The organism is Flavobacteriaceae bacterium (assembly GCA_003443635.1).
Classification (GTDB): Bacteria; Bacteroidota; Bacteroidia; order Flavobacteriales; family Flavobacteriaceae; genus AU392.
The window spans coordinates 1,709,172-1,732,510 of the sequence record CP031964.1 but is presented as its reverse complement, the minus strand read 5'-3'; the positions used below and the strand labels follow the sequence as shown (position 1 = coordinate 1,732,510).

Below are 23,339 nucleotides of genomic sequence, written 5' to 3'. Positions count from 1 at the left end.
ATTCTTAACTATCTTTGCAAAAAATTGAAATTATTATGGCGGAAACTGCTCATACTTCAACTCAAAAAATTCAATTAAATACTATAGAAGATGCTATAAATGATATTCGAGATGGTAAAGTTATCATAGTAGTAGATGATGAGAATCGAGAAAATGAAGGTGATTTTTTAACTGCTGCAGAAAAAATAACTCCAGAGGTTATTAATTTTATGGCTACCCATGGACGTGGACTTATCTGTGCGCCTCTTACAGAAAGTAGATGTAAAGAGCTAGAGCTGGGTATGATGGTAAATAATAATACCGATCCTATGGAAACAGCATTTACCGTTTCTGTAGATTTAAAAGGTAAAGGTGTTACCACTGGTATTTCGGCAAGTGATAGGGCTACAACGGTAAATGCATTAGTAGATACTAATACAAAACCATTTGAGTTAGCACGTCCTGGTCACATTTTTCCTTTGGTTGCTAAAGAAGGTGGTGTATTACGGAGAACAGGTCATACTGAAGCCGCTATTGATTTTGCAAGGTTAGCTGGTTTAAAACCGGCAGGAGTAATTGTAGAGATCATGAATGAAGATGGCACAATGGCACGTTTACCACAACTTATGGAAGTGGCTAAAAAGTTTGATTTAAAAATAGTTTCTATTGAAGATTTAGTAGCATATAGAATGCAACATGATTCTCTTATCCAAAAAAAGGAAGATTTTACTATCGAAACTAGATTTGGTGCATTTCGCTTACGAGCTTATCAACAAACAACAAACGATCAAGTACATATTGCCTTAACTAAAGGAGAATGGTCTACTAACGAAACTGTACTTACCAGAATTAACTCAAGTCTAGTAAACAACGATATTCTTGGAACATTAACCAATAATGCGGATAAGCGATTAGACGATATGTTTAATCTTATTAATAAAGCAGGAAAGGGCGCTATAGTATTTATTAATAAAGAAAGTAAATCTAATAACTTATTAAAACGTTTAAGTATTTTAAAAGAAATTCAAAAAGAAAATATAGTATCTAAAGCTCCAAAATTAAAAATGGATTCTAAAGATTTTGGTATTGGTGCTCAAATACTACATGATTTAAATATTCATAAACTTAATCTGGTTTCTAATGCCAGTACGCAAACAAAACGTGTAGGGATCATAGGCTATGGATTAGAAATTATGGATTATACACCTTATTAATTAAAGTTCAAAAATACTTTCTGTAATATCTTTTCTCACTTTTTTAAAGTCAGCAAATATATCATCAGTAGTCCTATACCCTATTGGCATAACTAAAACAGACTGCAATCCCTTTTCTTCTAAATTCAATATCGTATTATAAGCATCAGGGTTAAAACCTTCCATAGGGCATGCATCAATTTCTTCAATAGCGCATACAGTTAACATATTACCTAGAGCAAGATAGGCTTGTTTTGTAGCCCAAAGTTTAACATCTTGAATAGATTTTTCATTAAAATCTTCAATTAAAAACTCTTTAAATGGGTTTAAAATCTCATCAGGCGTATTTCTTATAGATTTTACACGTTCAAAATACGTATTGATGTAATTCGTATCAATTTTAGATTCTATACAAAATACAAAAACATGAGACGCTTGTGCTACCTGCTCCTGATCCATAGAATGCTCAACCAAACTTTTTTGTAATTCTTTATTATTTACAATAATTAGTTTTATAGGTTGTAGTCCATAAGAGGATGCTGTTAAATTAAATGCATTTTTTAAAATTTCTAATTTATCACCAGATACCTCAGCAGTTGTATCAAATTTTTTAGTCGCGTAACGCCATTGTAGTTTTTCAATAATATCCATTTTCATTTTAATTTGATGCAAAATTAAACATCAATATATCGTAAAGCGTTATAAAAACTGTAAAATACTCAATTAAAAATAGTTTACTTATTAAAAAACCATAGTTTAATAGCCATAAGACTTACCATAATTATCAAAAACGTTTTTACAAATTTATCTCCTTTTGATACAGATACTCTACTAGATACCCATGCTCCTGTACCATTTCCTATAGCTAAAACAAGGCCTATTAACCAATTTACTTTATCATTAACTACAAAAACAATTAATGCAGATAAGGTGTACATAAAAACAACAGCCACTTTTGTTGCATTGGCTCTTACTAATGTCATATGATTAAAAAAATGCAAAAATAAAATCATAATAAACCCTAGTCCTGCATTTATAAATCCGCCATAAACTCCAAAAAAGAAAAAGGCTAACATTCCAACCCAAAGGTATTTTCCTGTAACTCTCTCAGTAATATTTGTAAGGTTTGTTTTTGGCATAAAAATGATAATTAAAATAACAGTAATCATTACTATAGCCAAGATTTTATTAAAAACTGCCCCATTAATATCTACAGCAATATTCGCACCTATAATAGCTCCAATTAATGCTGCGCCACCTAAATAAGCATTAAAAGGGAATGTACTAACACCTTTACTTTTAAATCCAAAAACAGCCATTGCTGTTTGTATTACTATCGCCACCCTGTTGGTTCCGTTTGCAACACTTGGAGGTAATCCTAAAAAGATTAAAACTGGTAGAGATAGTAGCGAACCACCTCCAGCTAAAGTATTTATAAATCCAACAGCAAAGCCTACAATAATTAATAAGAGGTAGTGATACCAGTGTTCCATGAATTCAAAAATACACATATAATAATGTTGAAGTAAAATAATTAAATAAAAGTTCTTTTTTTTGAAAAAGCATCTTATATTTGCACCCGCATTCAGGGGATACCTGATGAGATTTAACACTGGAGAATTGGCAGAGTGGTCGAATGCGGCAGTCTTGAAAACTGTTGAGGGTCACACCTCCGGGGGTTCGAATCCCTCATTCTCCGCGAAACTTTTAAGAAACCTCTTGATTTTCAAGGGGTTTTTTGTTTTCATGAAATTTCTTTCCCCACATGTTCCCCACATTAGGGTTAAAAAGTGTGTTTTAAGCTGAATAATGAATCTTATATATATGGCATTCGATATTCCAAAGAACAAATGTCGATATAACAAACATCAATGAATATTAAGTTACCCTTTGAAGAAAGTTACACCTTCTAAATTGAATTAATGGCAAGTTAAGATTTTTGCAGCAGATTATACAAAACAAACAAGTGACAATCTGTAAAAACAAGTCTATTAGCTGTTATTACTGAGTTCTCCTATTCAATCCTTAGGTCTAAACACTACAAAAATAAATATATTACTATAAGTTTATGTAATCAGTATAAAGGATACATTTAGCCTCTCTCTATGATAGTGATTTTAAAAAGTCCAAAAGTTTTTGTTTAAAAGTGTTTTGTCTTATAGGGGGGCTTCATTTAAAACTGATTTTCCTTTTGACGTAATAGGGGGTAAATTATACAGAGTCCTTTGTCTCCCGATTTTTCTCAAAAATTTTAGTTCTTAAAAAACTCTATTTCATAAAACCTACCTCCTTTGTAGCTGCAAATGCTTAATCCAGAAACATGACCAGATAATAAAGATTTATCAAGTTTAGCAACAAGTATAGACCTATCATAACCTTTAAAAGTTTCTTCGGGATTGGGATGTATTCCATATTGCGAACCAATAAATAGGGGGAGTCTGTTGTCTTCCACTAAAAGAAACTCCTCCAATTCAACCTCATCAATAAGATGTTCTGGAAAATCAAATTTTGGGTAACCAGACTTAAGCTTTTTGAATCTTATATCCTGCCAAAAGTTATTTTTATAGAGATTATCAACCCAGTTGAGTGTTACTTTGTACAAATTCTATAGAGTTTTATTATATACTTAATCAACTAACATTTCTATATATTGTATGCTCAGTATAAATACTATTATCATGAATAAGACATAAATATATCTAAAGATTGCATAGCTGTCTTTCTTTGACCTGTACCTTCGTATCCATTCAAGTAATAGTATAATATAAAATACCCCTGAAAACACAAACGGTATCTCATCTGCTAAATAATATCTTCCCACGTTGTATTTATCTGTGTATTCGAATAGAAGGAATGTCAACCCTGAAGGTATTAGAAGCTCCATAATACCTGTTATTGCTTGAATGTTAGTAATTTTAGAAAACTCATTACCCTTATACTTTTTAAATAATACTGAAGAGATTTTAAAACTTGGTAGAATGGGTAATAATAGCCAAATAATAATTTGTAAACCCTCTTCAATACCTAACTTTTCTATTTCATCACTTAACAAGATAATGGGGAAAAATAGTATGAGTAAGATTAGACCGTAAGATAGTATGAACCAGATAACTTTCATATTGTATGTATTAGCACCCAGTTCCAGAGTGATGGTTGATAATAAAAAAAAAGCGTGGAACTTAGCTTACCGTTATCGAGGTTACTGGTATAACCCACTTCACAAATAAGAAAGACCACGCCCATAAAAGGGCGTTCAGTCTATTATGCTTGTGAAGTTTAAATATTACCAGTATTTCGATAACAAGAATAATAGCTAACGCTATATTATATTTTAATGTTTTAAATCTTTTTTCTTATAATTTACTCTAATGTTTGTAACGTAAAATTACTTAATCTATTTGTAATATTTAGGTTTTCTCTATTCTTATATCTGTCAACCTCATCCTTTGAACAGTTGTTACAGATTTAGTTGAGTACCAACCTATATACTTAAACTCTAAAATGGCAAATTTTTGCCCTCGTTGTAACTTGGAATTGTCTATAATATCAGGGTAAAACTCATAACTTTTTTTGTCTGGTCTTTGGAGTTTTATACATGCAGGGACACCCTCTATAGTATTATCATATAGTTCAGATTCATTATAAACGAAATTGATAGAGAGACCATCGAAGTTTATATCATAGAACACAAGGTCATAATCTAAATACAGTTTAAACTGTTGGTTACTTAACCTCTTGTATTTTAAGAGCCTTTTAATTCTTATAACTGTTTTGCTGATTACACACATATTTTTCCTTTGTTAAGGCTCATTGTTAAAGCACCTTCGCCTGTTTTGGCAGGTTGCCACTACTCAATGTAGTTCTTAATGATGTTCAAAGTTATGAATTATAATTGTAAGATTAATAGTTTGTTTAGTTTTTGTTTAAGGTGATTAATGTAAATTTAAGAACGCATTTTAATAATTATATAAATGACAGACAAAGCAGCAATTTTGGACGATAGAGAAACTTATTTTGCCTTATTTGGGGGTAATAGAGCCGATTTAAGTAAACTTGATTTTAGTATTCTCAATTTAAAGTTCATTGAAAGAGAATCAGAAGAATTTGAACAATATATAGCTGGTATAGAGGATAATTCAGAGATATTAAAGAATGCAATCAAAGAGTATGATAATTCTAAATATAAAAAAATTGACAAAAATTACGCTTTAGTACCAATAGATAGCACGAAGGATGTAACAGAGTTGGATTTGTTTAAGGTTAGAAACATTTTATTATTAATTAATCCATCGAACATTACTTTACAATGTTTGTTTGGTATTAGGAGGTATGAGAAAACTTTAGAGTTCTTTATGTATGATAGGTATTATGTACGTGAGATGACCTTTGGAAAACCGTTTAAAGATTATTTTTATTACTATGATAGTTCTATAGATGATATTAACAGATTAATTACAATATTTACAGAAAGATATGAGCATATAAGTTATCTCATTCCAGCTTTCAACTCTTACATTTCAAGTTTTTTGATGAATTTTAAAGACATGGAATACTTAAGTTTATGTATTTCACTTGAAACAGTTGTTGAAGCAACAACAGAATTGAACTATCGTATTAAAAGAAATATAGCTGTTTTGTTGTCTGAGGAAGATACTTTTGGTGAGAGAATATTTAAAAACGTTGGGTTAATATATGGTCTAAGGTCTAAAATAGCACATTCAGGAAAATTTAAAGAGTCCAAAATAAATGAATATTTACCCTACTTAAGAAGTCTAGCATCAATGACCATAATCGAATTATTAAAACTGAATATTCAAAATTTAACGGACTTAAATAACCTTCTTACAAAAATCGGTTACGGAGATTCTTATAACAAATCAAAAGAGTTTGAAGACTTTGAGGCTAGTGTCAAAGATGCTACGATGGTTTTTGCCACTGAATTAACAAAGTAAAATATTACTACCCTTGAATTGTCTAATATTGATTATATAATAGATTAAGAGATTTGACGATATTCAGAAAACAATTCATTCAGTTCTTCAAGTTTATCTTCAAAATAAAACTCCTGATTAGCCATAAGAGATAGATAAGCCGTTAATTCGTCCACATAAGTTACTTTAGGTTTGCCCACATGCATCCCTTCTCCTAATTGGTTTTTTATTTTATCCCTAAAAGTACAGCTTAAGGAAAATCCTGAATGTTGCTCATGAATTTTAAAGCTATTAATTCTTGAGGTATAAACAGTCATGTACTGCATATTAAGGTACTTAGAATCAAATTCAAACACCTCTGTGAGCCATTTTGAATTGAGGGGTATTCTAACGTAATTATGGGTATCGATATTGCCCTCAATTTCCTTAAATACATTGGTATTAAAACAAACTATTGCCTTTTTATCTAAATCATAAATTAAGTCTCCAATACGTAATCTCCTGTGTAACATTATATAACTGGTTTTCTAAAAAATTGACGTAAATATAATTCAATTGTTTCATAGAAAATCCTTACATCTTTACTATATTTATCACTTATTCTCTCTCCCTTTAATAATTAAGAAAATATATGACAAACGTAAAAGAGTCAGCAAACTTTATATGGTCTATAGCAGACCTCCTCAGAGGTGATTATAAGCAAAGTGATTATGGAAAAGTCATTTTGCCATTAACGGTTTTAAGACGTTTAGACTGTGTTCTAGATAGCTCTAAAGCAAAGGTTCTTAAAAAGTATAATCAGGTTAAGACTATGAACATACAAAATCTTGACCCCATCCTTAATAAAGAAGCAGGGTACAACTTTCATAATAAAAGTCCTTTTGACTTTGATAAGCTTATAGCAGACCCTAATAATATTGCATCCAACTTGAGAAACTACATTAATGGGTTTTCTGAAGATGCTAGAGAGATTATTGAGCAATTTGAGTTCGATAACCAAATCACCAAACTAGATGATTCTAATTTGTTGTTTATGGTACTAAAACGTTTCCAAGAAGTTGACTTACACCCTAACAAAATTTCAAGCATGCAAATGGGTTATATGTTTGAAGAACTAATCAGAAAATTTGCTGAAATCTCAAATGAAACAGCAGGAGAACACTTTACACCTAGAGAGGTGATTCGCTTAATGGTTAACCTCTTGTTTATGAATGATAGAGAAATTCTCACCCAAAAAGGTATAGTAAAGACCATTTTTGATTGTTGTGCAGGAACTGGAGGCATGTTGTCTGTTGCAGAAGAATATTTATCTGAACTTAATCCTGATGCTCGATTGGAGGTGTTTGGTCAGGAACTAAACCCAGAATCTTATGCTATCTGTAAATCCGATATGCTTATAAAGGGGCAAAACCCATCCAATATCAAGCATGCTAACAGCTTAAAACGTATTACTGACACTAAACTTAAAGGCGACCAGTTTATTAATCATAAGTTCGATTACTTAATTACTAATCCTCCTTTTGGGGTGAAATGGAAAAAGGTTGAAAAAGAGGTGAAAGATGAGCATAATGAGCTTGGTCATGGAGGACGTTATGGAGCTGGTTTACCTTCTGTAAGTGATGGTTCGTTCCTCTTCTTAATGAACCTTATGAGTAAAATGCAAAGTCCTGATAAGGGTGGTTCTCGTTTAGCAATTGTTTTTAATGGGTCTCCATTGTTTTCTGGCTCACCAAGCAGTAAAAAGAATGAAAGCTCTATTCGTCAATGGGTAATAGAAAACGACCTACTAGAAGCTATTATAGCACTTCCAAATCAATTGTTTTACAATACTGGTATAAGCACCTATATCTGGATAATTAGCAATCACAAAACTGCTGAACGAAAAGGCAAAGTGCAACTAGTTAACGCAATAGACTTCTACAAGAAAATGAGTAAGTCTTTAGGTGATAAACGTAATGAATTAAGTGATGACCATATAAAGGAAATCACTGAGCTTTATGGTAGTTTTAGAGAGAGTAAATACTGCAAAATTTTTGATAATGAAGATTTTGGTTACTCAAAAGTTACAGTTGAGAGACCTCTAAAAGAAAATGATAAAATAGTTACAGACCGTAGTGGCAACCCAAAACCAGACAGCAAATTAAGAGATACCGAGAACATCCCTTTAAAAGAAGATATTGCAAACTATATGAAACGTGAAGTATTGCCTCATGTACCTGATGCTTGGGTGGATGAAAAGAAAACCAAAATTGGCTACGAAATTAACTTTACAAAATACTTTTACGAGTATAAACCATTGAGGTCTTTAGAAGAGATTAGAGCAGATATTTTAGCATTGGAAGAACAAACCGATGGGTTAATAAAAAAGGTGATTTTTTAATGAAAAGGTATAGCTCATACACGGACTCTGGGGTCAAATGGATAGGAGAAATTCCTGACAATTGGGAGGTTACTAAAATAAAATTTGTTTCTAGAATTTATGGCAGAATAGGTTTTAGAGGTTATACAGTAGATGATATAGTAGACAAAAATGAAGGAGCTATATCTTTAAGTCCATCAAATATTGTTGACCAAAAAATAACTTTTAAAGATTCGACATTTATAAGTTTTGATAAGTATTTTGAATCACCTGAAATAATGATTCAGAATGATGATATAGTATTTGTTAAAACTGCATCAGTAGGTAAATGTGCTTATGTAACCAATCTGCCTTGTGAAAGCACACTCAACCCTCAATTAATTGTTTTTAAAAATTGTAAAATATTCAACAAATTTTTTTACTATTCTTTAATTTCCCCTTTAATTCAAAATCAGGTTTTTAGTGATTTGACTGGTGGAGTTGTTGGAACTATATCACAAGCCAAAATTAACAACTACTTTATGGTTAAACCTTCTGAATTGGACGAACAAATCCAAATCGCTAATTACCTAGACCAAAAAACAACCAAAATAGATGAGTTAGTTACAAAAAAAGAACAGCTTATCCAACTACTAGAAGAAGAGGGAACTGCCATCATTAACGAAACTATAACCAAAGGATTAAATCCAGATGTGCCAATGAAAGATTCTGGTATTGATTGGTTAGGTTCTATTCCTAAGCATTGGGGTATAAAAAGATTAAGGTATGTTGGAAATTGTCAAAACGGAATTAGTGAAGGAGCAGATTTTTTCGGTGAAGGTCACCCATTTGTAAGTTATTCTGATGTGTTTTATAATAGAACACTGCCATTTAAAGTTGAAGGATTAGCAAAATCAGAAGATAAACATTGGAACAATTATTCAGTTATTGAAGGAGATGTTTTTTTTACAAGAACGTCAGAAACGATTGAAGAAATTGGTATTGCCTCTGTATGTCAAAAAAGCATAGACAAAGGCACTTTCGCTGGGTTCTTAATTAGGTTCAGACCATACCCTAACACTCTTATCACTGAGTTTTCCAAGTATTACTTCAGATGCTTCATTCCTAGAATCTTTTTTGTAAAAGAAATGAATTTGGTGACCAGAGCATCATTGAGTCAAGAACTATTAAAAAGACTACCTATTTTACTTCCTTCATTAAAAGAGCAAGTTTTAATAGCAGAATACCTTGATGAAAAAGTTGGACAAATAGAAAATGTAATTTCAAAAACTAAAGCTGAAATATTACATCTTAAAGAATATAAAACCACATTAATCAGTGAGGTGGTTACTGGTAAAATAGATATCAGAGAAGAAAACTAAAATAGTATGGAACAATTAATTGCAACTTCAAATATAGCAAACAAGGTAAGAAATACTAATCTACCTAGAACAAAGCCTTTAATGCCTTTGTTTGAAGTAATTAGTAACTCTATTCATTCCATTGATGAGGCTATTAAAGCTGGCTTAATAAAAGAAGGTGAAAGCAAGATTGTAATAAAGTGTATACGCAATGGCGCAGAAGAAACCCTAAAGGAACTAAAAGTCATTGATAATTACCCTATTCATTCCTTTGAAGTAGAAGATAATGGTATTGGTATGAATAAAGATAATTTAACATCCTTCATTGAATCTGATACAGACCATAAAATTGAAATTGGTGGTAAAGGAGTTGGAAGGTTTGTTTGTTTAAAAGCATTTAAGAAACTTAATATTAAGAGCCAATATATTGACTCAGACACATCGCTTAAAGCTATCTCGTTTGACTTTAAGGCAACAAAGGTTGGTTTTGAAAACATTCAATACCCTGAAACAAAAGACTCATCAGTAGGCACTAAAGTAACCTTAAATAATATTAAAGACGAGTATCAAAAAAATCTAAATTTTGCTTTGCATTCTGTAGCTCAAGAGATTGTTAGTCATTTTAAATTGTACTTTATTAGGAAACAAGAACCTACAATTATTGTTCGAAATCAAAACAATCTAGAATTTAATTTGACCAATGTTTTTAATACAGAATTTAAAAGTGAAGTTCTAGATGCAACTTTTGATATTCAGGAGGAAGAATTTGAGCTTTACCTTACTAAGTCTCTTAAAAACTTAAGCCATAAGATTAACTTTTGTGCACACAATAGAAGTGTAATTAGAGAAGGTCTTTATTCAAGGATTGTTGACCTTGGTAAAAAGCCAATTACTGATGAGGATGGGAACAAATTCTATTATCAAGCCTATGTAGTTGGACAATTATTAGATGAACACGTAGATACTGAAAGAATCGGTTTTAATTTTCCCGATGGTCATGATGAAGAGGATGAAGAGTCTTTAGATATAAATCTTGCTAAACTGCGAAGAGCATCAATAAAATCTATTGAAGAATTATTGGAAGACTACCTAACTGAAGTTAGAGAAAATAAAATTGAAACCTATAGACCAACAATAGATGAAGACTTACCACAATACAGAAGTACACTGGCTCACAGAAAGGAAGAAGTCTCTAAACTCCCTCCTGACCTTCCTAAAGATAAATTAGATATTGAACTTTATAAAATTGAGTCCAAATGGAGATTAGAAGTCAAGGAGGAAAAAATAAAGCTACTTGATGAAAAGAAAGATGTTACAAACCTTGAAGAATACACTAAGAAATACGAAAAGTTTTTAAGTGATTTTAATGAGATTGGTAAATCTGATTTGGCAAGATACGTGGTGCATAGGAAAACAATTATTGAGCTGCTCGAAAGCCTCATTGAGCACAAGGAAGATGAAAAATTTGAAAATGAAGACTTAGTACATTCTGTCTTTTTTCCTATCAAGACTACTTCAGATGAGATTACACCAGATAAACAAAATTTATGGCTTATCGATGAAAGACTAACGTACCATTCCTTCTTGGCATCGGATAAATCTTTTAAGAGTGTTGAAGGTGTAACTTCTGATAGTAAGCAAAGAGCTGACCTTATAATCTATAATGAAGCATTTGCTTTTTCTGATTCTAAAAGCTCTCCACACAACTCATTTACCATAGTTGAGTTCAAAAAACCTATGAGGGATGATTATAAGGATTATGATGAAGATAAAAACCCTATAGAGCAATCTGAAAAATATATTGATAATCTTCTTGAAGGAAAAGTAAAAGGAAGGAATGGGCGTTTTGTAGAGGTTAATGAACACACCCCTTTCTACATTTATATTGTTTGTGATGTAACGCCTTCATTAGAAAAGATATTAAAAAGAAGAGAGTTTGAAAAAACACCAGATGGTAAGGGTTACTTTAAGGTAAAGAGCAAATATTATTCGGCATATTTTGAAGTGTTACCTTTTGAAAAGGTTTTAGATGATGCTAAAAAAAGAAATAGGATATTATTTGAAAAATTGAAGATTGATTAACACTTATTATCACATGAAATTTGAAGAGATTATAGAATTATTCACAGAACTACACGAAGCTAAAGAAAGTGAACAGTTTGACTGGGAATTGACTGGGAATACTCGATATGAAACTAATTGGGATGGACAGGAAATAATTATTGATAGACGCAATAATATTGATAAGAATGAACAAGAGGTTTATTTAAAAGTTGACGAATTTGAAGAAGCTTACTCCCCTTTGACAGAGGAGTTTAATTTTCTGGCTAAAATAATTGATGCAATATAATGGAACAGATAGTTAATAGGGTAAGAAACATGGTTGGCATTTGCTGGGAAAGCTTTTCAGCAAAGGTCGGCTCAGGTCTTATTGCTGTTAACAAAGAAGCTTCTATGCAATTGCAGTTTGCTTATATCTTAAAAAATGCACTGGATTTAACTATTTACAATGATGATGAAACAGTAGAACTTGAACTGGAAACAGCCATTCATGTAAACGGTCGTTTAAGAGAATGTGATATAGTTATCCAAATAACTAAAGGCGAAATTGAACTGTATCTACCTATCGAAATGAAATGTTATAAAGAGTATGCTTCCAGTGGTGGCAAACGTGGAGCTTCTGATATTTTTATGAAGGATGTTTATCAGGATTTGGAGTTATTGGAAAGCTATTCTAAAACCACCAAATATACTAATGGTATTAGTTTAGTGATGACCGATTTTAGAGGATTAGTTTTTCCTGAAACTAAAAGAGGAAAGAAATGGGATTATGATATTTCAGAGGGGACTTTTGTTGAAGCAGAGACTATAAAGGGTACTCCAATTGGCGGTTACGATGTCAATATTGCCTTAACTAAAAGCTATTGCTTTAATTGGGTTCAGATTAATAAATACTACTTCTTAAAGCTTGAGTCTAATGATTAAATGGACATACATAACTAATGAAGATAATTCTGCTAGATATACACTTGGTAAGCTCGGTAGTAAAATGTTATTCTTTGTTGGAATTAATCCGAGTACTGCTAGACCTGATGATTTAGATAGAACAGTTGCAAGAGTTGAGAATTTCGCTTTCAATAATGGTTATGATGGTTGGTTGATGCTTAATGTATACCCTCAAAGAGCAACAAACCCAAAGGATATGCACCTTGAGATTAATACTAAAATACACCAAGAACACATTGAACAGGTTAAACAATTTATCAAGGAACATGAGAACTTTGACATTTGTGCTGCTTGGGGAACAGAAATAGATAGAAGAACGTACTTAAAAGATTGTTTAAAGGATTTGGCTGAAGCCATTGGCTATGATAAGAACTGGATTTATTTACACGAATTAACAAAGTACAATCATCCAAGACATCCTCTATACCTTCCCTCTTCTGCTAAATTTTCCAAGTTTAACATTAAAGAATATTTAAGCAATGATTGATTTAACCACTATTTTTTCTGGAGTAAGAACAGCCAACTCTATAGCCGATAGAGTTTTACCAAAAAAGGGAACTCGAATAGAGCATAAGATAATTGCAATATCTTCTTTGCAAAGAGCCATCAACGCAACAGAGACTTATTTAACTCAATCTAATAGAAATTATACTCCTAATCAAGAGTTATCCGAGTTGTGGCTGCAAGCATTTACTTCCATGATAAAAATTGACAAAGAATTAGCAGGAAGATTAAGAGACAAAAGTAGGTTTTGGAGTAATCCACAGAGATGGCTACAAGAAGATGGTGCAATGGAGTTAGTTCCAACGTTACAAGAATTGGATGAAAAATGTGAAATGATTCTTTTGGAACTAAATAAAAGAAGAAAATAATATTATGGCTAAAGGTATACATACAGAGTTAACATTTGAAGAAGCAATTGAGACATCCTTATTGGAAGATGGAGGCTATGTTAAAGGACTGTCTCAAGACTTTGATGCTCAATTAGGATTATTTCCAACATATATAACTAACTTCCTTAAAGACTCCCAACCTAAAGCTTGGGATAAATTAAGTAATATCCATAAGGAGGATGTAGAAACCAAAGTTGTTCAACGCTTAATACGAGAATTGGATTTAAGAGGAACTCTTGATGTTGTTAGAAATGGATTTACGGATTATGGTGTTAAATTTAAAATGGGCTATTTTAAGCCTGAGACAACACTTAACGAAGATGATAAGTTATTATACAGCAAGAATCATTTAAGTGTTACCAGACAGCTTTATTATGAGCGTAACGGTAATAATTCTTTGGATATGGTATTAAGCTTAAATGGTCTAGTAATAGCAACTATAGAGCTTAAAAATCAGTTTTCAGGACAAAATGTATCTAATGCTAAAAAGCAATATGTTTTTGACAGAGAACCAACTGAACCCATTTTTGCCTTTAAAAAGAGAGCTTTAGTTCATTTTGCTGTGGACACAGATGAATGTTACATGACTACAAGGCTTAGTGGTAAAGCAACAAGATACCTTCCATTCAATTTAGGTCATAATAACGGAGCTGGAAATCCACCGAACAAAGAAGGTTATAGAACTGAATATCTTTGGGAGTATGTTTGGGCTAAAGATAGTTTCATGGACATTATTGGTAAATTTTTGCACCTTAATGTTGAAGAATATGAATTAGATGGTATTAAAAAGAAAAAGGAAACCATGATTTTTCCTCGTTATCATCAATTGGATGTTGTTAGAAACTTAACTCAAAATGCTAAGGATAATGGAGCTGGTAAAAACTACCTAATTCAGCATTCAGCAGGTTCAGGTAAATCAAACTCTATAGCTTGGTTATCCTATCGTTTATCAAGTCTACATAATTCTAATAACGAACGAATATTTGATTCTGTAATAGTCATTACTGACCGTAAGGTACTTGATAGTCAACTACAAAATACAATCTATCAATTTGAGCATAAACAAGGAGTTGTTCAAAAGATTGACAAAAATTCACAACAATTAGCTGATGCCCTTGAGGCAGGCTCAAATATTATTATTACAACACTTCAGAAATTTCCTTTTGTACTTGATAAAATTGGAGAGCTACCAACCAGTAAATATGCTGTCATTATAGATGAAGCTCATTCATCTCAAGGTGGTGAAGCTACAAAGAAAATGAAAGAGGTTCTTTCTGCTAAGACATTAGAAGAAGCTGAAGAACTTGAGTTAGACTCTGGATTGGATGATGATGCGGAAGATGCAATTAGAAAATCTATGGAGGCAAGAGGCAAACAAGACAATTTAAGTTTCTTTGCTTTTACTGCTACTCCAAAAGCTAAAACTGTTGAGGTTTTCGGAACACCTGATGTAGATGATAAACCAAAACCGTTTCATCTATATAGCATGAAACAAGCCATTGAAGAAGGGTTTATTTTAGATGTGCTTCAAAACTACACCACTTATAAGACCTATTTTAGACTTTCTAAAGAGATAGAAGAAGACCCAAAGGTAAACAAGAAACAAGCTTCAAGAGCAATTGGTCGTTTTTTATCATTACATCCACATAATCTTGCCCAAAAGACGGAAGTTATTGTTGAACATTTTAGACAAGTTGTTTCTAAAAAGATTGGTGGGAAAGCAAAAGCTATGTTAGTCACTGGTTCTAGACTTCATGCCGTAAGATATAAGGAGGAGTTTGATAAATATATTAAAAGCAAAGGTTATTCAGATATTAAAACCATTGTAGCTTTTTCTGGAAAAGTTATCTATGAATCTTATCCTGAAGGTGTAACCGAAGTTGAACTTAATGGCTTTAAAGAAAAAGAGCTTCCTAAAAAGTTTGCAACAAATGAATACCAACTGCTTTTGGTAGCGGATAAATATCAAACAGGGTTTGACCAACCTTTATTACATACCATGTATGTTGATAAAAAACTGTCTGGTGTTAAATGTGTTCAAACACTTTCCAGATTGAACAGAATGCATGCAGGAAAGGAAGATACCTTTATTTTAGACTTCACAAATGAAGTTGAAGACATAATAAGCTCTTTTCAGCCATATTATGAGTTGACAACTATAGAGTCAAATACAGACCCTAACCATCTTTATGACTTGAAGAACGAGATTGAGAAGGCTCAAATAATTTGGCAATCAGAAGTTGATAATTTTTGCAATGTTTATTTTAATTCATTGAATGCTTTGAATGTTAAGCAGCAAGCCAAACTAAATGCTTATATAGACCCTGCTGTAGAACGTTTTAAGCAACTTCCTGAAGAGAACTCAAAAGAAGATGTAATTGGGACAGAAACTACTCAAGACAACTTTAAACATGCTTTACAATCTTTTACCAGAACCTATTCTTTTCTGACCCAAATAATGCCCTTTACAGATGTTGATTTAGAGAAGCTCTTCACCTATAGTAGATTTTTATTAAAGAAGCTTCCAAGGAAAAATCAAAGAGATAGATTTAAGTTAGGAGATGAAGTTTCTTTAGAATACTACAGACTTCAGAAGATAACGGAACAGAATTTAGCATTAGAGAGTCAAGGTGAGTATGGACTTGATGGTATTTCAGAATCTGGAATAAGAGTTACAAAAGAAGAAAAGGAAGCTTTGTCTGAAATCATAAGTGTAATAAACACAAAATTTGGAACAGAGTTTACAGAAGCAGACAAACTATTTTTTGACCAGATAGAAGAAGAATTGGTAGCTGATGACAAACTAACCGAGCAAGCCCAAAATAATACGTTAGACAACTTTAAATTTGGTTTTGAAGATGCTTTTATGGATAAGCTTATTGGAAGGATGGAGCAAAATCAAGATATCTTTTCAAAAATGATGGATGATAAGGATTTTGGAAAGATTGTACGGAACTATATGTTGAAGAAGGTTTATAAGCGATTAAATGAGTAAAACATGAAAGATTATAACGATATATTAAACAATATAGACCAATTAGACTTAAGGAAATATCCTTACGATAAATTGAAAGAATTATTAAGGGAATTAGATAAGTTCGGGGTACTATTAACAACCCTACATAAAGGAAAAAAAATAATACGAGGGCGTTTAAATAATGGAAATGAAGTTTTTGATAACACCTCAAAATTATCATTTAAACCAGAGGAATTTAATACTACATACCAAAGAGCAAGTACACCAAATAAATCAATGTTTTATGGGGCTATTGTACCAGAAGGGATTGGAGTGGACGAAAGAATAATTGAACGAATTACTGTGTTTGGTGAATTAGCTCATTCTGATACTTTTTTGAGTGATAATAGCAGTGTCGGAGAGAAAAAAATCACTTTTTCTCGTTGGGATGTATTAGATGATATTAATCTAGTTTCAATAATACACCACAAAAAATTTGAGCGAACTCCTAAATTAATCACTGAGCTACAGGAAAAATATAAGGACATCTTAAGTAATGACGAATTAAAAAGTAGGTCGCTAGCTATTTCTGAGTTTATAGGGGATATTTTTGCAAAGGAAACCATAAAAGATGATTTTGATTATATGGTGTCTGCTGTTTTTTCAGAATTAGCTTGTGAGAAATATGATGGTGTTATGTATCCAAGTGTTAGATTAGCAGGAGAAGGAATGAATGTTGCGATTAAACCAGAAGCGTTACCAAAAATAAAATTTGTTGGTTCATCCGAATGCACAATCTACAAAAATGAAATGGAAATGATTATAGGTACAGATACTCGTTCGGTTTTAGGTGAGGATAATAATCTTACGTATTATCTCGACCAAAATGTTAGTCCAGATTTTATGAGAAAAAGAGTTGGACTGATTTAATCAGCCCAAGCCTCTTCTCCTAGTTTAACTTTTATCTTAAAATAATCATTAAGCAATATTTCAAACTCTTTATTCATGATTTCAAAGTTGTCTTCTGTAGTAATTAAGCTGTCATGACGAGAAATAAGAAGCATTTTAGGATGCTTTTTAGAAATCTTTTTAGCAAAACAGTCTAGAACACATTTTGACTCAATACGCTGCATTAGAATTGGTAAATCAGCCTTGTCATTACTCTTCATTGCAGAAAGAAATACTGCAACCTCAGGAAATAGTTCTTTGAAGTGCTCTATAGCTTTAACTCCTTTATGATTTGGAGAGCCATATAGTGCATTGATGGTTACTTTTTTAGCACAATCTCGTAAAGTTTCAAAGTCATACAAAATTGTTCGATTAATTTCCTTGTCAAAAAGCCGAACCCAGAACTTGTCTTTTATAAAGAATATTGACCCTTTCTTTAGCAATTCTTCTCCTACAAATTCATAAATCTTACCAGACCTAATCAAAGAAATGAAGGAAGAAATTTCAGTAAAATCAATAGGTTTAGGAGATTCTTGCAACATTATAGTGATACTATTACAAATATTTCTAATATCTAACATAAAATCTTTATCATTATATACATTAATTAGACTATTAAATCTTTTATATAATCTATTACTAAACCTCCTGTATGAAATTGATTTATATCTATCTATTTCTATAAAATATTCTTGCTTTATAGTATCTAATATATAGCTAAAGATGAATGGTTGAGAACTTGTTATATCAACCTCTTTTAATGTTTGACCCTCGAACCGTACAAACTGCTTTAAATCTGATGGCAACCTAACAAAATAGCTATGAAGTCTATCGTCTTTGCCCTCACGAGAGTAGGCTGTTTGATACGAGTCGAAATTGTCGATTGCTTGTATACGTTTTTCTCTTTTATAATCATCATCTTTATCTACATATTTGCTTTCGACATATGCTTTTGCTTTCACTGTATTAATGGTAAACCCATCATGTTGTAACCACTTGGTAAGATGCTCACATCTGTACTCCGCTATTACTCTTCTTTGAGTGTGATATTTAGATACTTTTCCGACCAGCTTAGGGCTACTAAAACAATAAGGAATAGAGACTTTTTCAAAATACACATCTTTAATTTTATAGGTTCTACTTTTGCTCTTTTTTCTGGAACGAGTTCTTGTTATATAATAGTCTTTGAAATCCAGTATTTTTTCTTTGACCATAACTTCGAGATGGGTTTTAGTTTTAAATTCTAAGTAGTCATACTTTCTTAGTATCTCGCTGTTTAGAGCCACCCATTCAGCACCATTTTCTAAGTTTTTGTCATTGAACTTACCTGTTATAATAAAGTGTAACAGTAGCCCTAACATTCCTAAATCAATATCTTCATACGCCTGTGCAATCTCTTCAATCTTGTTAAATAGTTTGCTTGGTAGATTTACATAGAACCTACCATGTTTTGTATCTATTCTCATGGCAATGGTTAGTTTATTTTAATCATTGCCTGTTCAAGCTCACTTCTTTTAAAGTATACCTTGTCGCTTTCTGGCATACCATAGGCATTTATCACTCCTCTATACTTCAAGTTGTTGATAGTTTGAGGACTAACTTTAAAAAGTTGGACAACTTTCTTTCTTGTTATATTTTTATCTGAAACTTTTGGACTTCTAATGTTTTTAAATACAATCATAATTTTTCTGCATTAAAAACCCTTAGAGCAATACTCTTTGAATATTTTTGAACTATTTAAAGTTCCGAATCTGGGATTAAACCCGTGAAGCACCGTGGTTTTTCAACTCGGTTGCCGTTTCTATCAAATAGAAAACTCTAAGGATTCTGTAGTTAATAATTTAGTTTACTTTCAATATTGCATTATCAAGGTCTGATTTATAATAGTAAACCTTTGTATCAAGCATTCTTTTAGGGATAACCCCTTTATCTACATAACGATAAAAAGTTGCTCTAGACATACTTAAATATTTCATGGCTTCTTTTGCAGTTAACGGTCTTTCCTCTTGGATTAGCTTTGCTTCAAACCAGTTTGCAAATGCGATTAATTTTTCTTCTACAACATCTGATACTATTGTTCTCAAATCGTTTGGGTTAATGATAGTTATCTCACTCATATATTAAATTTTTATGTTATAAATACTCTGCTAATGCTAAAGATTGTTGTTCATCTATTTTACCTATATACTTCATTAACATTTGTGGTGTAGAATGTCCTGTAGCCACCATTAATAGCGGCGTAGGTATTTTACCAAAGTTTAACGAACTAAAGGTTCGGCGTCCCACGTGCGAAGAAATGAGCTTATACTTTGGGTAATAATCAACAACTTTTCTCCGATTATTTTTCTTCCTCTTCTTAATTTGTTCAGACTGGGTTTCCTTAACTGCTAATGAACCTTTCACTAACTGGTCAATACCAACATATTCACAAACTTTTTTGATGTGAAGGTTATATTTAACAGAAGACATTTTTCTCGGAAAAGACCAGTCTCTTTTTTTGAGAATATCCACAATCTTTGAATGTAACGGAAGTAGAAGTTGCTTTCCTGTTTTTTCTTGTGTGAACTCTATGAAGAAACGTTTCTCTCCATTAATAAACTTTTCAGTAATTCTATTCACGTCAAAATTCATAAAATCAGAAACTCTCTGACCACAATAACAGGAAATTAAAAGCCAGTCTTTAGCTGTCTCTAAATGTTCATCCGAAAAAGTTTCCTGCTCTATCATGTCTAATTCTTCCTGAGTTAATATTTCAAACGTAGTTTTCTCTGTCTTACATTTGATTCTGCTTAATCCAGAAAAAATCTGATGCCCATTCTGTTGAGCGTGAAATAAGATAGTCTTGATAAACTTAAAGTTTCTTTCGAAGTAGTTCAAGGAATACTTTTCTGTCTCTATACAATACTCCTCAAAGTCTATTTTAAAGCCTGTATCAATGTCCTGTAAGTTTAGTTGCTTAATCTTTCTTTTCGCCATATAACGCTCTAAGATGGCTTTAATACTGTTTACTTTAGTTTTATATGCTTCACTAATGTTATTCCCTTTTTGAATAAGGAAAGTATCACAGTAGCTTAGAAAACAGGTGTCAGAAGTATTATCTTTATCTAATTCTGGATAAATGATTGTTTTTAACCATTTGCTATTAATTGTCTCATCACCAGATTTATAGCTTTCCTCAATACTACGCTTTAACTCATACAGCCTATAGTTTACTTTTTTGTTCTCGTGGATTTTAATTTTTGTTGCTGCATCTCTCTTAGAAACAGTTTTTCCATTTTTAGTATAGTTGTAAGTTTCTACTAGGCATTGAGCTGTTGAATCCCAATCCTCAATAAACACGGATTCTTTAGTTGCCATAGATAAATCTATACCCCTACCTATACGAACACGAACGTGTATTGTACTTTTGCCTTGCTTAGGACTTTTTCGAATAAAAAATTTGACATTCATAATACATTAAGTTTAAAATTAACACTTGTTCAAATTGTTTTTGAAAAGCAAGGTCTGTGTAAACTTTTCTATGAATGATTGTAGATAGGAATCTACTCATTTGTTTAGCTTATTAGCCTTGCATTGAATGCCGAATCATTGAACCACCTTACGAGTTTTGTCTCGCAGGTTGGTGTTTGCTAAAAAAGCAAACTCTATAGATTCAGAATATTAAAAAACAATTGCAAAAATCTCTAATTTTTTTGGACTTTTGCTTTATAAAAGCAAAGATATAAAAAATAATTGAGAAAAACAAACTTTTTCATCCCCACCTGTTCCCCACATTAATGAAACTTAATATAGTTTTAACTATTTGATTATTAAACACTACTTAACCCAAATGAGAATGAAGTGTTGATGTTTAAAGGGTTTTAGAGCATAAACAGTTTCATTTGGTATTATTGAGTTTCATTAAAGCCGAACCTCATTCTCCGCAAAAACCCTTGTAATTTTTTGATTTACAAGGGTTTTATTTTTTAGTTGACATTATCGTTGACAATTCTTTATTTTTCAGGTTCTGTAGAATAATAGTTTTTAAGCACAATAATTTGTTCAAATAATTTGCCTGATGGATCATTTTTGATATAATGCTCAACTAAAAAACCAATCTTAAAATAATAAACATATGCCAATAACTCAATAAGCTCATTATGATAGGGTTCTTTAAGTGAAGAATCCATAATGGTAATATGGGCATTATAGAATAGAATTAATAAGTTATTAATATTTAATGCTACTGAGTGAAATGAGTCATCAAATTTAAAATCTTTATTTTTTTCTTTTTCTTTTTTATCTCTAAAATACTCTATTAAGAAAAGATTTAATCCTTGTACTCCGCTGAAATTATACTTTTTCCCTCCTGTTTTTGGTATTTCATTTAACTTAGAAATTAATTTACCTTCATGAAAAGCTACATTGAAATTATCTACCTCATTTATAATTAAGTAAATTCTTTCTTTTAATTTATTGTATTCAAAATTAATTGAATCATCATATTGCTGCTTCAAAAATTGTTTTTGTACTTGAATATTAGCTTGATACTGTATGTAAAATGCTAAAAAAGTTAACATAGCAGCAGAGATAGCAATGATTGGGTTTAAAAAACCACCCACTGTATCACCTAATGAACCAAGTGAACTGAAATTATAATCCTTTATTAATAATGGCAACAAAAGAATTAAGAAGTCAATTATAGTAAGTGTTATAAATATAAAACCTATAAATAACTTTTTTATACGTAGAGTTACGTATATAAATAGTTTATATATCTTTCATGGAAATTATATTCTATGAAACAAATTACTATTCTGCTTATTGTATTAATTTCATTCAATTCATTTTCCCAAAAAAAGACTAAAGAAGAGAGGCAACAAGAATTAGAAGCAAGAAAGACTAGTAAAGAAAAACCATCTAAAAAAAGCTATCTAGCAAGTAATGGTGTTACTTATAAAGTTGGTGAATTCTATGAGTTAAACAAAGGTTCTGATACAAATGGAAAATTTGTTCACGCTAATATTGGAGGATGGGCAATCTCTTTAGATACAGAAGCCAATAGATTACCTGCTGCTAATAGGGGATTAAGGTTTAAATTAAAACGAATTAGAAGATACAACGGCAGAAACTTCAGAGGAGTTATGTTTACTATTGGAGGTGGAAACATAACAAATTATATTTTAGATATAGAAGGAGCAATAGAAACGTGTGAAATTAAGCCATGTAAAGAGAAAACAAATGGTATAGTTGTAAAATCTGATAAGTATGATCAATTAGCAAAATTAAAAGAGCTATTAGATAACGGAACTTTGACAAAAGAAGAATACGAAACTGAAAAGAAGAAAATATTAAATAAAGACTAAATGAAAAACCTAACAATAATTACCCTACTATTTATTACACTTAATTGTTTTAGTCAGACTAATGATTTTATTGGAAAATGAAAAGGGAATGATAATGGAAGAATAGGGCATCTTAATTTTGATAAAGAAGGGTATGTTCTATTAGAATCTAAGGGTCAAAAAATTGGTGGTAAAGAGTTTGATTTTAGAAATACAAAAGCTTCTTTTACTTATGAAATAAATACTAAAACGACCCCAATTCAAATTGATTTTATACTTTCTGTAAAAAACTCTGATGAAAAACATAAAATGTTGTGTATAGCCAAATTCAGAGATAAAAACACTCTATTATTGGCAACAACATTTAATACCATAAGACCAACAGAATTTAATAATGACAATACAGCTGT

Annotated in this window: 23 protein-coding genes and 1 tRNA gene; 13 read left to right on the top strand and 11 right to left on the bottom strand. The window is 31.5% G+C overall.

Going from position 1 to position 23,339, the window contains the following annotated elements; translation table 11 throughout:
- Positions 1–35: 35 nt before the first annotated feature.
- A complete protein-coding gene (ribB, locus tag D1817_07905; protein AXT19806.1) occupies positions 36–1,193 on the top strand; it encodes a 3,4-dihydroxy-2-butanone-4-phosphate synthase in 1,158 nt (385 codons plus the stop codon).
- On the opposite strand, the gene D1817_07900 is transcribed toward ribB, so the two are convergent.
- Together D1817_07900 and D1817_07895 are read right to left on the bottom strand one after the other, a co-directional pair.
- The gene (locus D1817_07900) at positions 1,194–1,823 is read right to left on the bottom strand and encodes an NAD(P)H-dependent oxidoreductase (protein AXT19805.1); all 630 of its coding nucleotides are present in this window, start codon (positions 1,821–1,823) and stop codon (positions 1,194–1,196) included.
- 83 nt (positions 1,824–1,906) lie between these two features.
- The gene (locus D1817_07895; protein AXT19804.1) at positions 1,907–2,665 is read right to left on the bottom strand and encodes a sulfite exporter TauE/SafE family protein; all 759 of its coding nucleotides are present in this window, start codon (positions 2,663–2,665) and stop codon (positions 1,907–1,909) included.
- Between the two features lie 121 nt (positions 2,666–2,786).
- Here D1817_07895 and D1817_07890 point away from each other — a divergent pair.
- Positions 2,787–2,874: transfer RNA gene (locus tag D1817_07890), tRNA-Ser, on the top strand.
- Between the two features lie 549 nt (positions 2,875–3,423).
- Here D1817_07890 and D1817_07885 read toward each other — a convergent pair.
- From D1817_07885 to D1817_07875, 3 genes are all read right to left on the bottom strand, one after another.
- Positions 3,424–3,774 (bottom strand): hypothetical protein, encoded by a 351-nt coding sequence (locus D1817_07885; GenBank protein AXT19803.1) that lies wholly within the window; start codon positions 3,772–3,774, stop codon positions 3,424–3,426.
- Between the two features lie 24 nt (positions 3,775–3,798).
- Positions 3,799–4,224, bottom strand: a complete 426-nt coding sequence (locus D1817_07880) for a hypothetical protein (protein ID AXT19802.1) — start codon at positions 4,222–4,224, stop codon at positions 3,799–3,801.
- Between the two features lie 355 nt (positions 4,225–4,579).
- Positions 4,580–4,960 carry a hypothetical protein gene (locus D1817_07875; protein ID AXT19801.1) on the bottom strand — a complete coding sequence of 127 codons (381 nt, stop codon included), beginning with the start codon at positions 4,958–4,960 and terminating at the stop codon, positions 4,580–4,582.
- Positions 4,961–5,143: 183 nt separating this feature from the next.
- Between D1817_07875 and D1817_07870 the strand changes: the two genes are divergently transcribed.
- Positions 5,144–6,124, top strand: a complete 981-nt coding sequence (locus tag D1817_07870; GenBank protein ID AXT19800.1) for a hypothetical protein — start codon at positions 5,144–5,146, stop codon at positions 6,122–6,124.
- Between the two features lie 44 nt (positions 6,125–6,168).
- Here D1817_07870 and D1817_07865 read toward each other — a convergent pair whose 3' ends face one another.
- The gene (locus tag D1817_07865; protein AXT19799.1) at positions 6,169–6,615 is read right to left on the bottom strand and encodes a hypothetical protein; all 447 of its coding nucleotides are present in this window, start codon (positions 6,613–6,615) and stop codon (positions 6,169–6,171) included.
- Positions 6,616–6,734: 119 nt separating this feature from the next.
- Between D1817_07865 and D1817_07860 the strand changes: the two genes are divergently transcribed.
- Genes D1817_07860 through D1817_07820 form a run of 9 tightly spaced genes read left to right on the top strand, consistent with a single transcriptional unit; the run spans position 6,735 to position 17,587 of the window.
- Entirely contained in the window at positions 6,735–8,483 is a 1,749-nt protein-coding gene (locus tag D1817_07860; GenBank protein AXT19798.1) for an SAM-dependent DNA methyltransferase, read from the top strand.
- The gene (locus D1817_07855; protein AXT19797.1) at positions 8,483–9,823 is read left to right on the top strand and encodes a restriction endonuclease subunit S; all 1,341 of its coding nucleotides are present in this window, start codon (positions 8,483–8,485) and stop codon (positions 9,821–9,823) included. Before D1817_07860 ends, D1817_07855 begins: the two co-directional genes overlap by 1 nt.
- A gap of 6 nt (positions 9,824–9,829) precedes the next feature.
- The gene (locus D1817_07850) at positions 9,830–11,884 is read left to right on the top strand and encodes an ATP-binding protein (protein AXT19796.1); all 2,055 of its coding nucleotides are present in this window, start codon (positions 9,830–9,832) and stop codon (positions 11,882–11,884) included.
- A 13-nt stretch (positions 11,885–11,897) separates the two neighbouring features.
- The gene (locus tag D1817_07845; protein ID AXT19795.1) at positions 11,898–12,152 is read left to right on the top strand and encodes a hypothetical protein; all 255 of its coding nucleotides are present in this window, start codon (positions 11,898–11,900) and stop codon (positions 12,150–12,152) included.
- A complete protein-coding gene (locus D1817_07840; protein ID AXT19794.1) occupies positions 12,152–12,787 on the top strand; it encodes a hypothetical protein in 636 nt (211 codons plus the stop codon). Before D1817_07845 ends, D1817_07840 begins: the two co-directional genes overlap by 1 nt.
- On the top strand, positions 12,780–13,295 hold the full coding sequence (locus tag D1817_07835; protein AXT19793.1) for a DUF1643 domain-containing protein: 516 nt from the start codon (positions 12,780–12,782) through the stop codon (positions 13,293–13,295). Before D1817_07840 ends, D1817_07835 begins: the two co-directional genes overlap by 8 nt.
- On the top strand, positions 13,288–13,680 hold the full coding sequence (locus D1817_07830) for a hypothetical protein (protein ID AXT19792.1): 393 nt from the start codon (positions 13,288–13,290) through the stop codon (positions 13,678–13,680). Before D1817_07835 ends, D1817_07830 begins: the two co-directional genes overlap by 8 nt.
- Positions 13,681–13,684: 4 nt before the next feature.
- Positions 13,685–16,696: a type I restriction endonuclease subunit R gene (locus tag D1817_07825; protein ID AXT19791.1), complete on the top strand. Its 3,012-nt coding sequence runs from the start codon at positions 13,685–13,687 to the stop codon at positions 16,694–16,696.
- A 3-nt stretch (positions 16,697–16,699) separates the two neighbouring features.
- Entirely contained in the window at positions 16,700–17,587 is an 888-nt protein-coding gene (locus D1817_07820; protein ID AXT19790.1) for a hypothetical protein, read from the top strand.
- Here D1817_07820 and D1817_07815 read toward each other — a convergent pair.
- From D1817_07815 to D1817_07795, 5 genes are all read right to left on the bottom strand, one after another.
- Complete coding sequence (locus D1817_07815) at positions 17,584–19,071, bottom strand: hypothetical protein (protein ID AXT19789.1); 1,488 nt, start codon at positions 19,069–19,071, stop codon at positions 17,584–17,586. The two genes, D1817_07820 and D1817_07815, sit on opposite strands and share 4 nt — an antisense overlap.
- An 8-nt stretch (positions 19,072–19,079) precedes the next feature.
- On the bottom strand, positions 19,080–19,286 hold the full coding sequence (locus D1817_07810; GenBank protein AXT19788.1) for a hypothetical protein: 207 nt from the start codon (positions 19,284–19,286) through the stop codon (positions 19,080–19,082).
- 160 nt (positions 19,287–19,446) lie between these two features.
- Positions 19,447–19,722: a DNA-binding protein gene (locus D1817_07805; GenBank protein AXT19787.1), complete on the bottom strand. Its 276-nt coding sequence runs from the start codon at positions 19,720–19,722 to the stop codon at positions 19,447–19,449.
- Positions 19,723–19,738: 16 nt separating this feature from the next.
- Positions 19,739–21,055, bottom strand: coding sequence for an integrase (locus D1817_07800; protein ID AXT19786.1), 1,317 nt, complete (start codon positions 21,053–21,055; stop codon positions 19,739–19,741).
- 542 nt (positions 21,056–21,597) lie between these two features.
- Positions 21,598–22,263 carry a hypothetical protein gene (locus D1817_07795; protein ID AXT19785.1) on the bottom strand — a complete coding sequence of 222 codons (666 nt, stop codon included), beginning with the start codon at positions 22,261–22,263 and terminating at the stop codon, positions 21,598–21,600.
- A 120-nt stretch (positions 22,264–22,383) separates the two neighbouring features.
- On the opposite strand from D1817_07795, the gene D1817_07790 reads away from it, so the two are divergent.
- Positions 22,384–22,950: a hypothetical protein gene (locus D1817_07790; GenBank protein AXT19784.1), complete on the top strand. Its 567-nt coding sequence runs from the start codon at positions 22,384–22,386 to the stop codon at positions 22,948–22,950.
- The last annotated feature ends 389 nt before the right edge of the window (positions 22,951–23,339 follow it).

What these genes read in the sequence shown, in the direction of transcription:
- ribB (AXT19806.1), top strand. Translation starts at nt 36, where the DNA reads ATGGCGGAAACTGCTCATACTTCAACTCAAAAAATTCAATTAAATACT.
- D1817_07900 (AXT19805.1), bottom strand. Translation starts at nt 1,823, where the DNA reads ATGGATATTATTGAAAAACTACAATGGCGTTACGCGACTAAAAAATTT.
- D1817_07895 (AXT19804.1), bottom strand. Translation starts at nt 2,665, where the DNA reads ATGGAACACTGGTATCACTACCTCTTATTAATTATTGTAGGCTTTGCT.
- D1817_07875 (AXT19801.1), bottom strand. Translation starts at nt 4,960, where the DNA reads ATGTGTGTAATCAGCAAAACAGTTATAAGAATTAAAAGGCTCTTAAAA.
- D1817_07870 (AXT19800.1), top strand. Translation starts at nt 5,144, where the DNA reads ATGACAGACAAAGCAGCAATTTTGGACGATAGAGAAACTTATTTTGCC.
- D1817_07865 (AXT19799.1), bottom strand. Translation starts at nt 6,615, where the DNA reads ATGTTACACAGGAGATTACGTATTGGAGACTTAATTTATGATTTAGAT.
- D1817_07860 (AXT19798.1), top strand. Translation starts at nt 6,735, where the DNA reads ATGACAAACGTAAAAGAGTCAGCAAACTTTATATGGTCTATAGCAGAC.
- D1817_07855 (AXT19797.1), top strand. Translation starts at nt 8,483, where the DNA reads ATGAAAAGGTATAGCTCATACACGGACTCTGGGGTCAAATGGATAGGA.
- D1817_07850 (AXT19796.1), top strand. Translation starts at nt 9,830, where the DNA reads ATGGAACAATTAATTGCAACTTCAAATATAGCAAACAAGGTAAGAAAT.
- D1817_07845 (AXT19795.1), top strand. Translation starts at nt 11,898, where the DNA reads ATGAAATTTGAAGAGATTATAGAATTATTCACAGAACTACACGAAGCT.
- D1817_07840 (AXT19794.1), top strand. Translation starts at nt 12,152, where the DNA reads ATGGAACAGATAGTTAATAGGGTAAGAAACATGGTTGGCATTTGCTGG.
- D1817_07835 (AXT19793.1), top strand. Translation starts at nt 12,780, where the DNA reads ATGATTAAATGGACATACATAACTAATGAAGATAATTCTGCTAGATAT.
- D1817_07830 (AXT19792.1), top strand. Translation starts at nt 13,288, where the DNA reads ATGATTGATTTAACCACTATTTTTTCTGGAGTAAGAACAGCCAACTCT.
- D1817_07825 (AXT19791.1), top strand. Translation starts at nt 13,685, where the DNA reads ATGGCTAAAGGTATACATACAGAGTTAACATTTGAAGAAGCAATTGAG.
- D1817_07820 (AXT19790.1), top strand. Translation starts at nt 16,700, where the DNA reads ATGAAAGATTATAACGATATATTAAACAATATAGACCAATTAGACTTA.
- D1817_07815 (AXT19789.1), bottom strand. Translation starts at nt 19,071, where the DNA reads ATGAGAATAGATACAAAACATGGTAGGTTCTATGTAAATCTACCAAGC.
- D1817_07810 (AXT19788.1), bottom strand. Translation starts at nt 19,286, where the DNA reads ATGATTGTATTTAAAAACATTAGAAGTCCAAAAGTTTCAGATAAAAAT.
- D1817_07805 (AXT19787.1), bottom strand. Translation starts at nt 19,722, where the DNA reads ATGAGTGAGATAACTATCATTAACCCAAACGATTTGAGAACAATAGTA.
- D1817_07800 (AXT19786.1), bottom strand. Translation starts at nt 21,055, where the DNA reads ATGAATGTCAAATTTTTTATTCGAAAAAGTCCTAAGCAAGGCAAAAGT.
- D1817_07790 (AXT19784.1), top strand. Translation starts at nt 22,384, where the DNA reads ATGAAACAAATTACTATTCTGCTTATTGTATTAATTTCATTCAATTCA.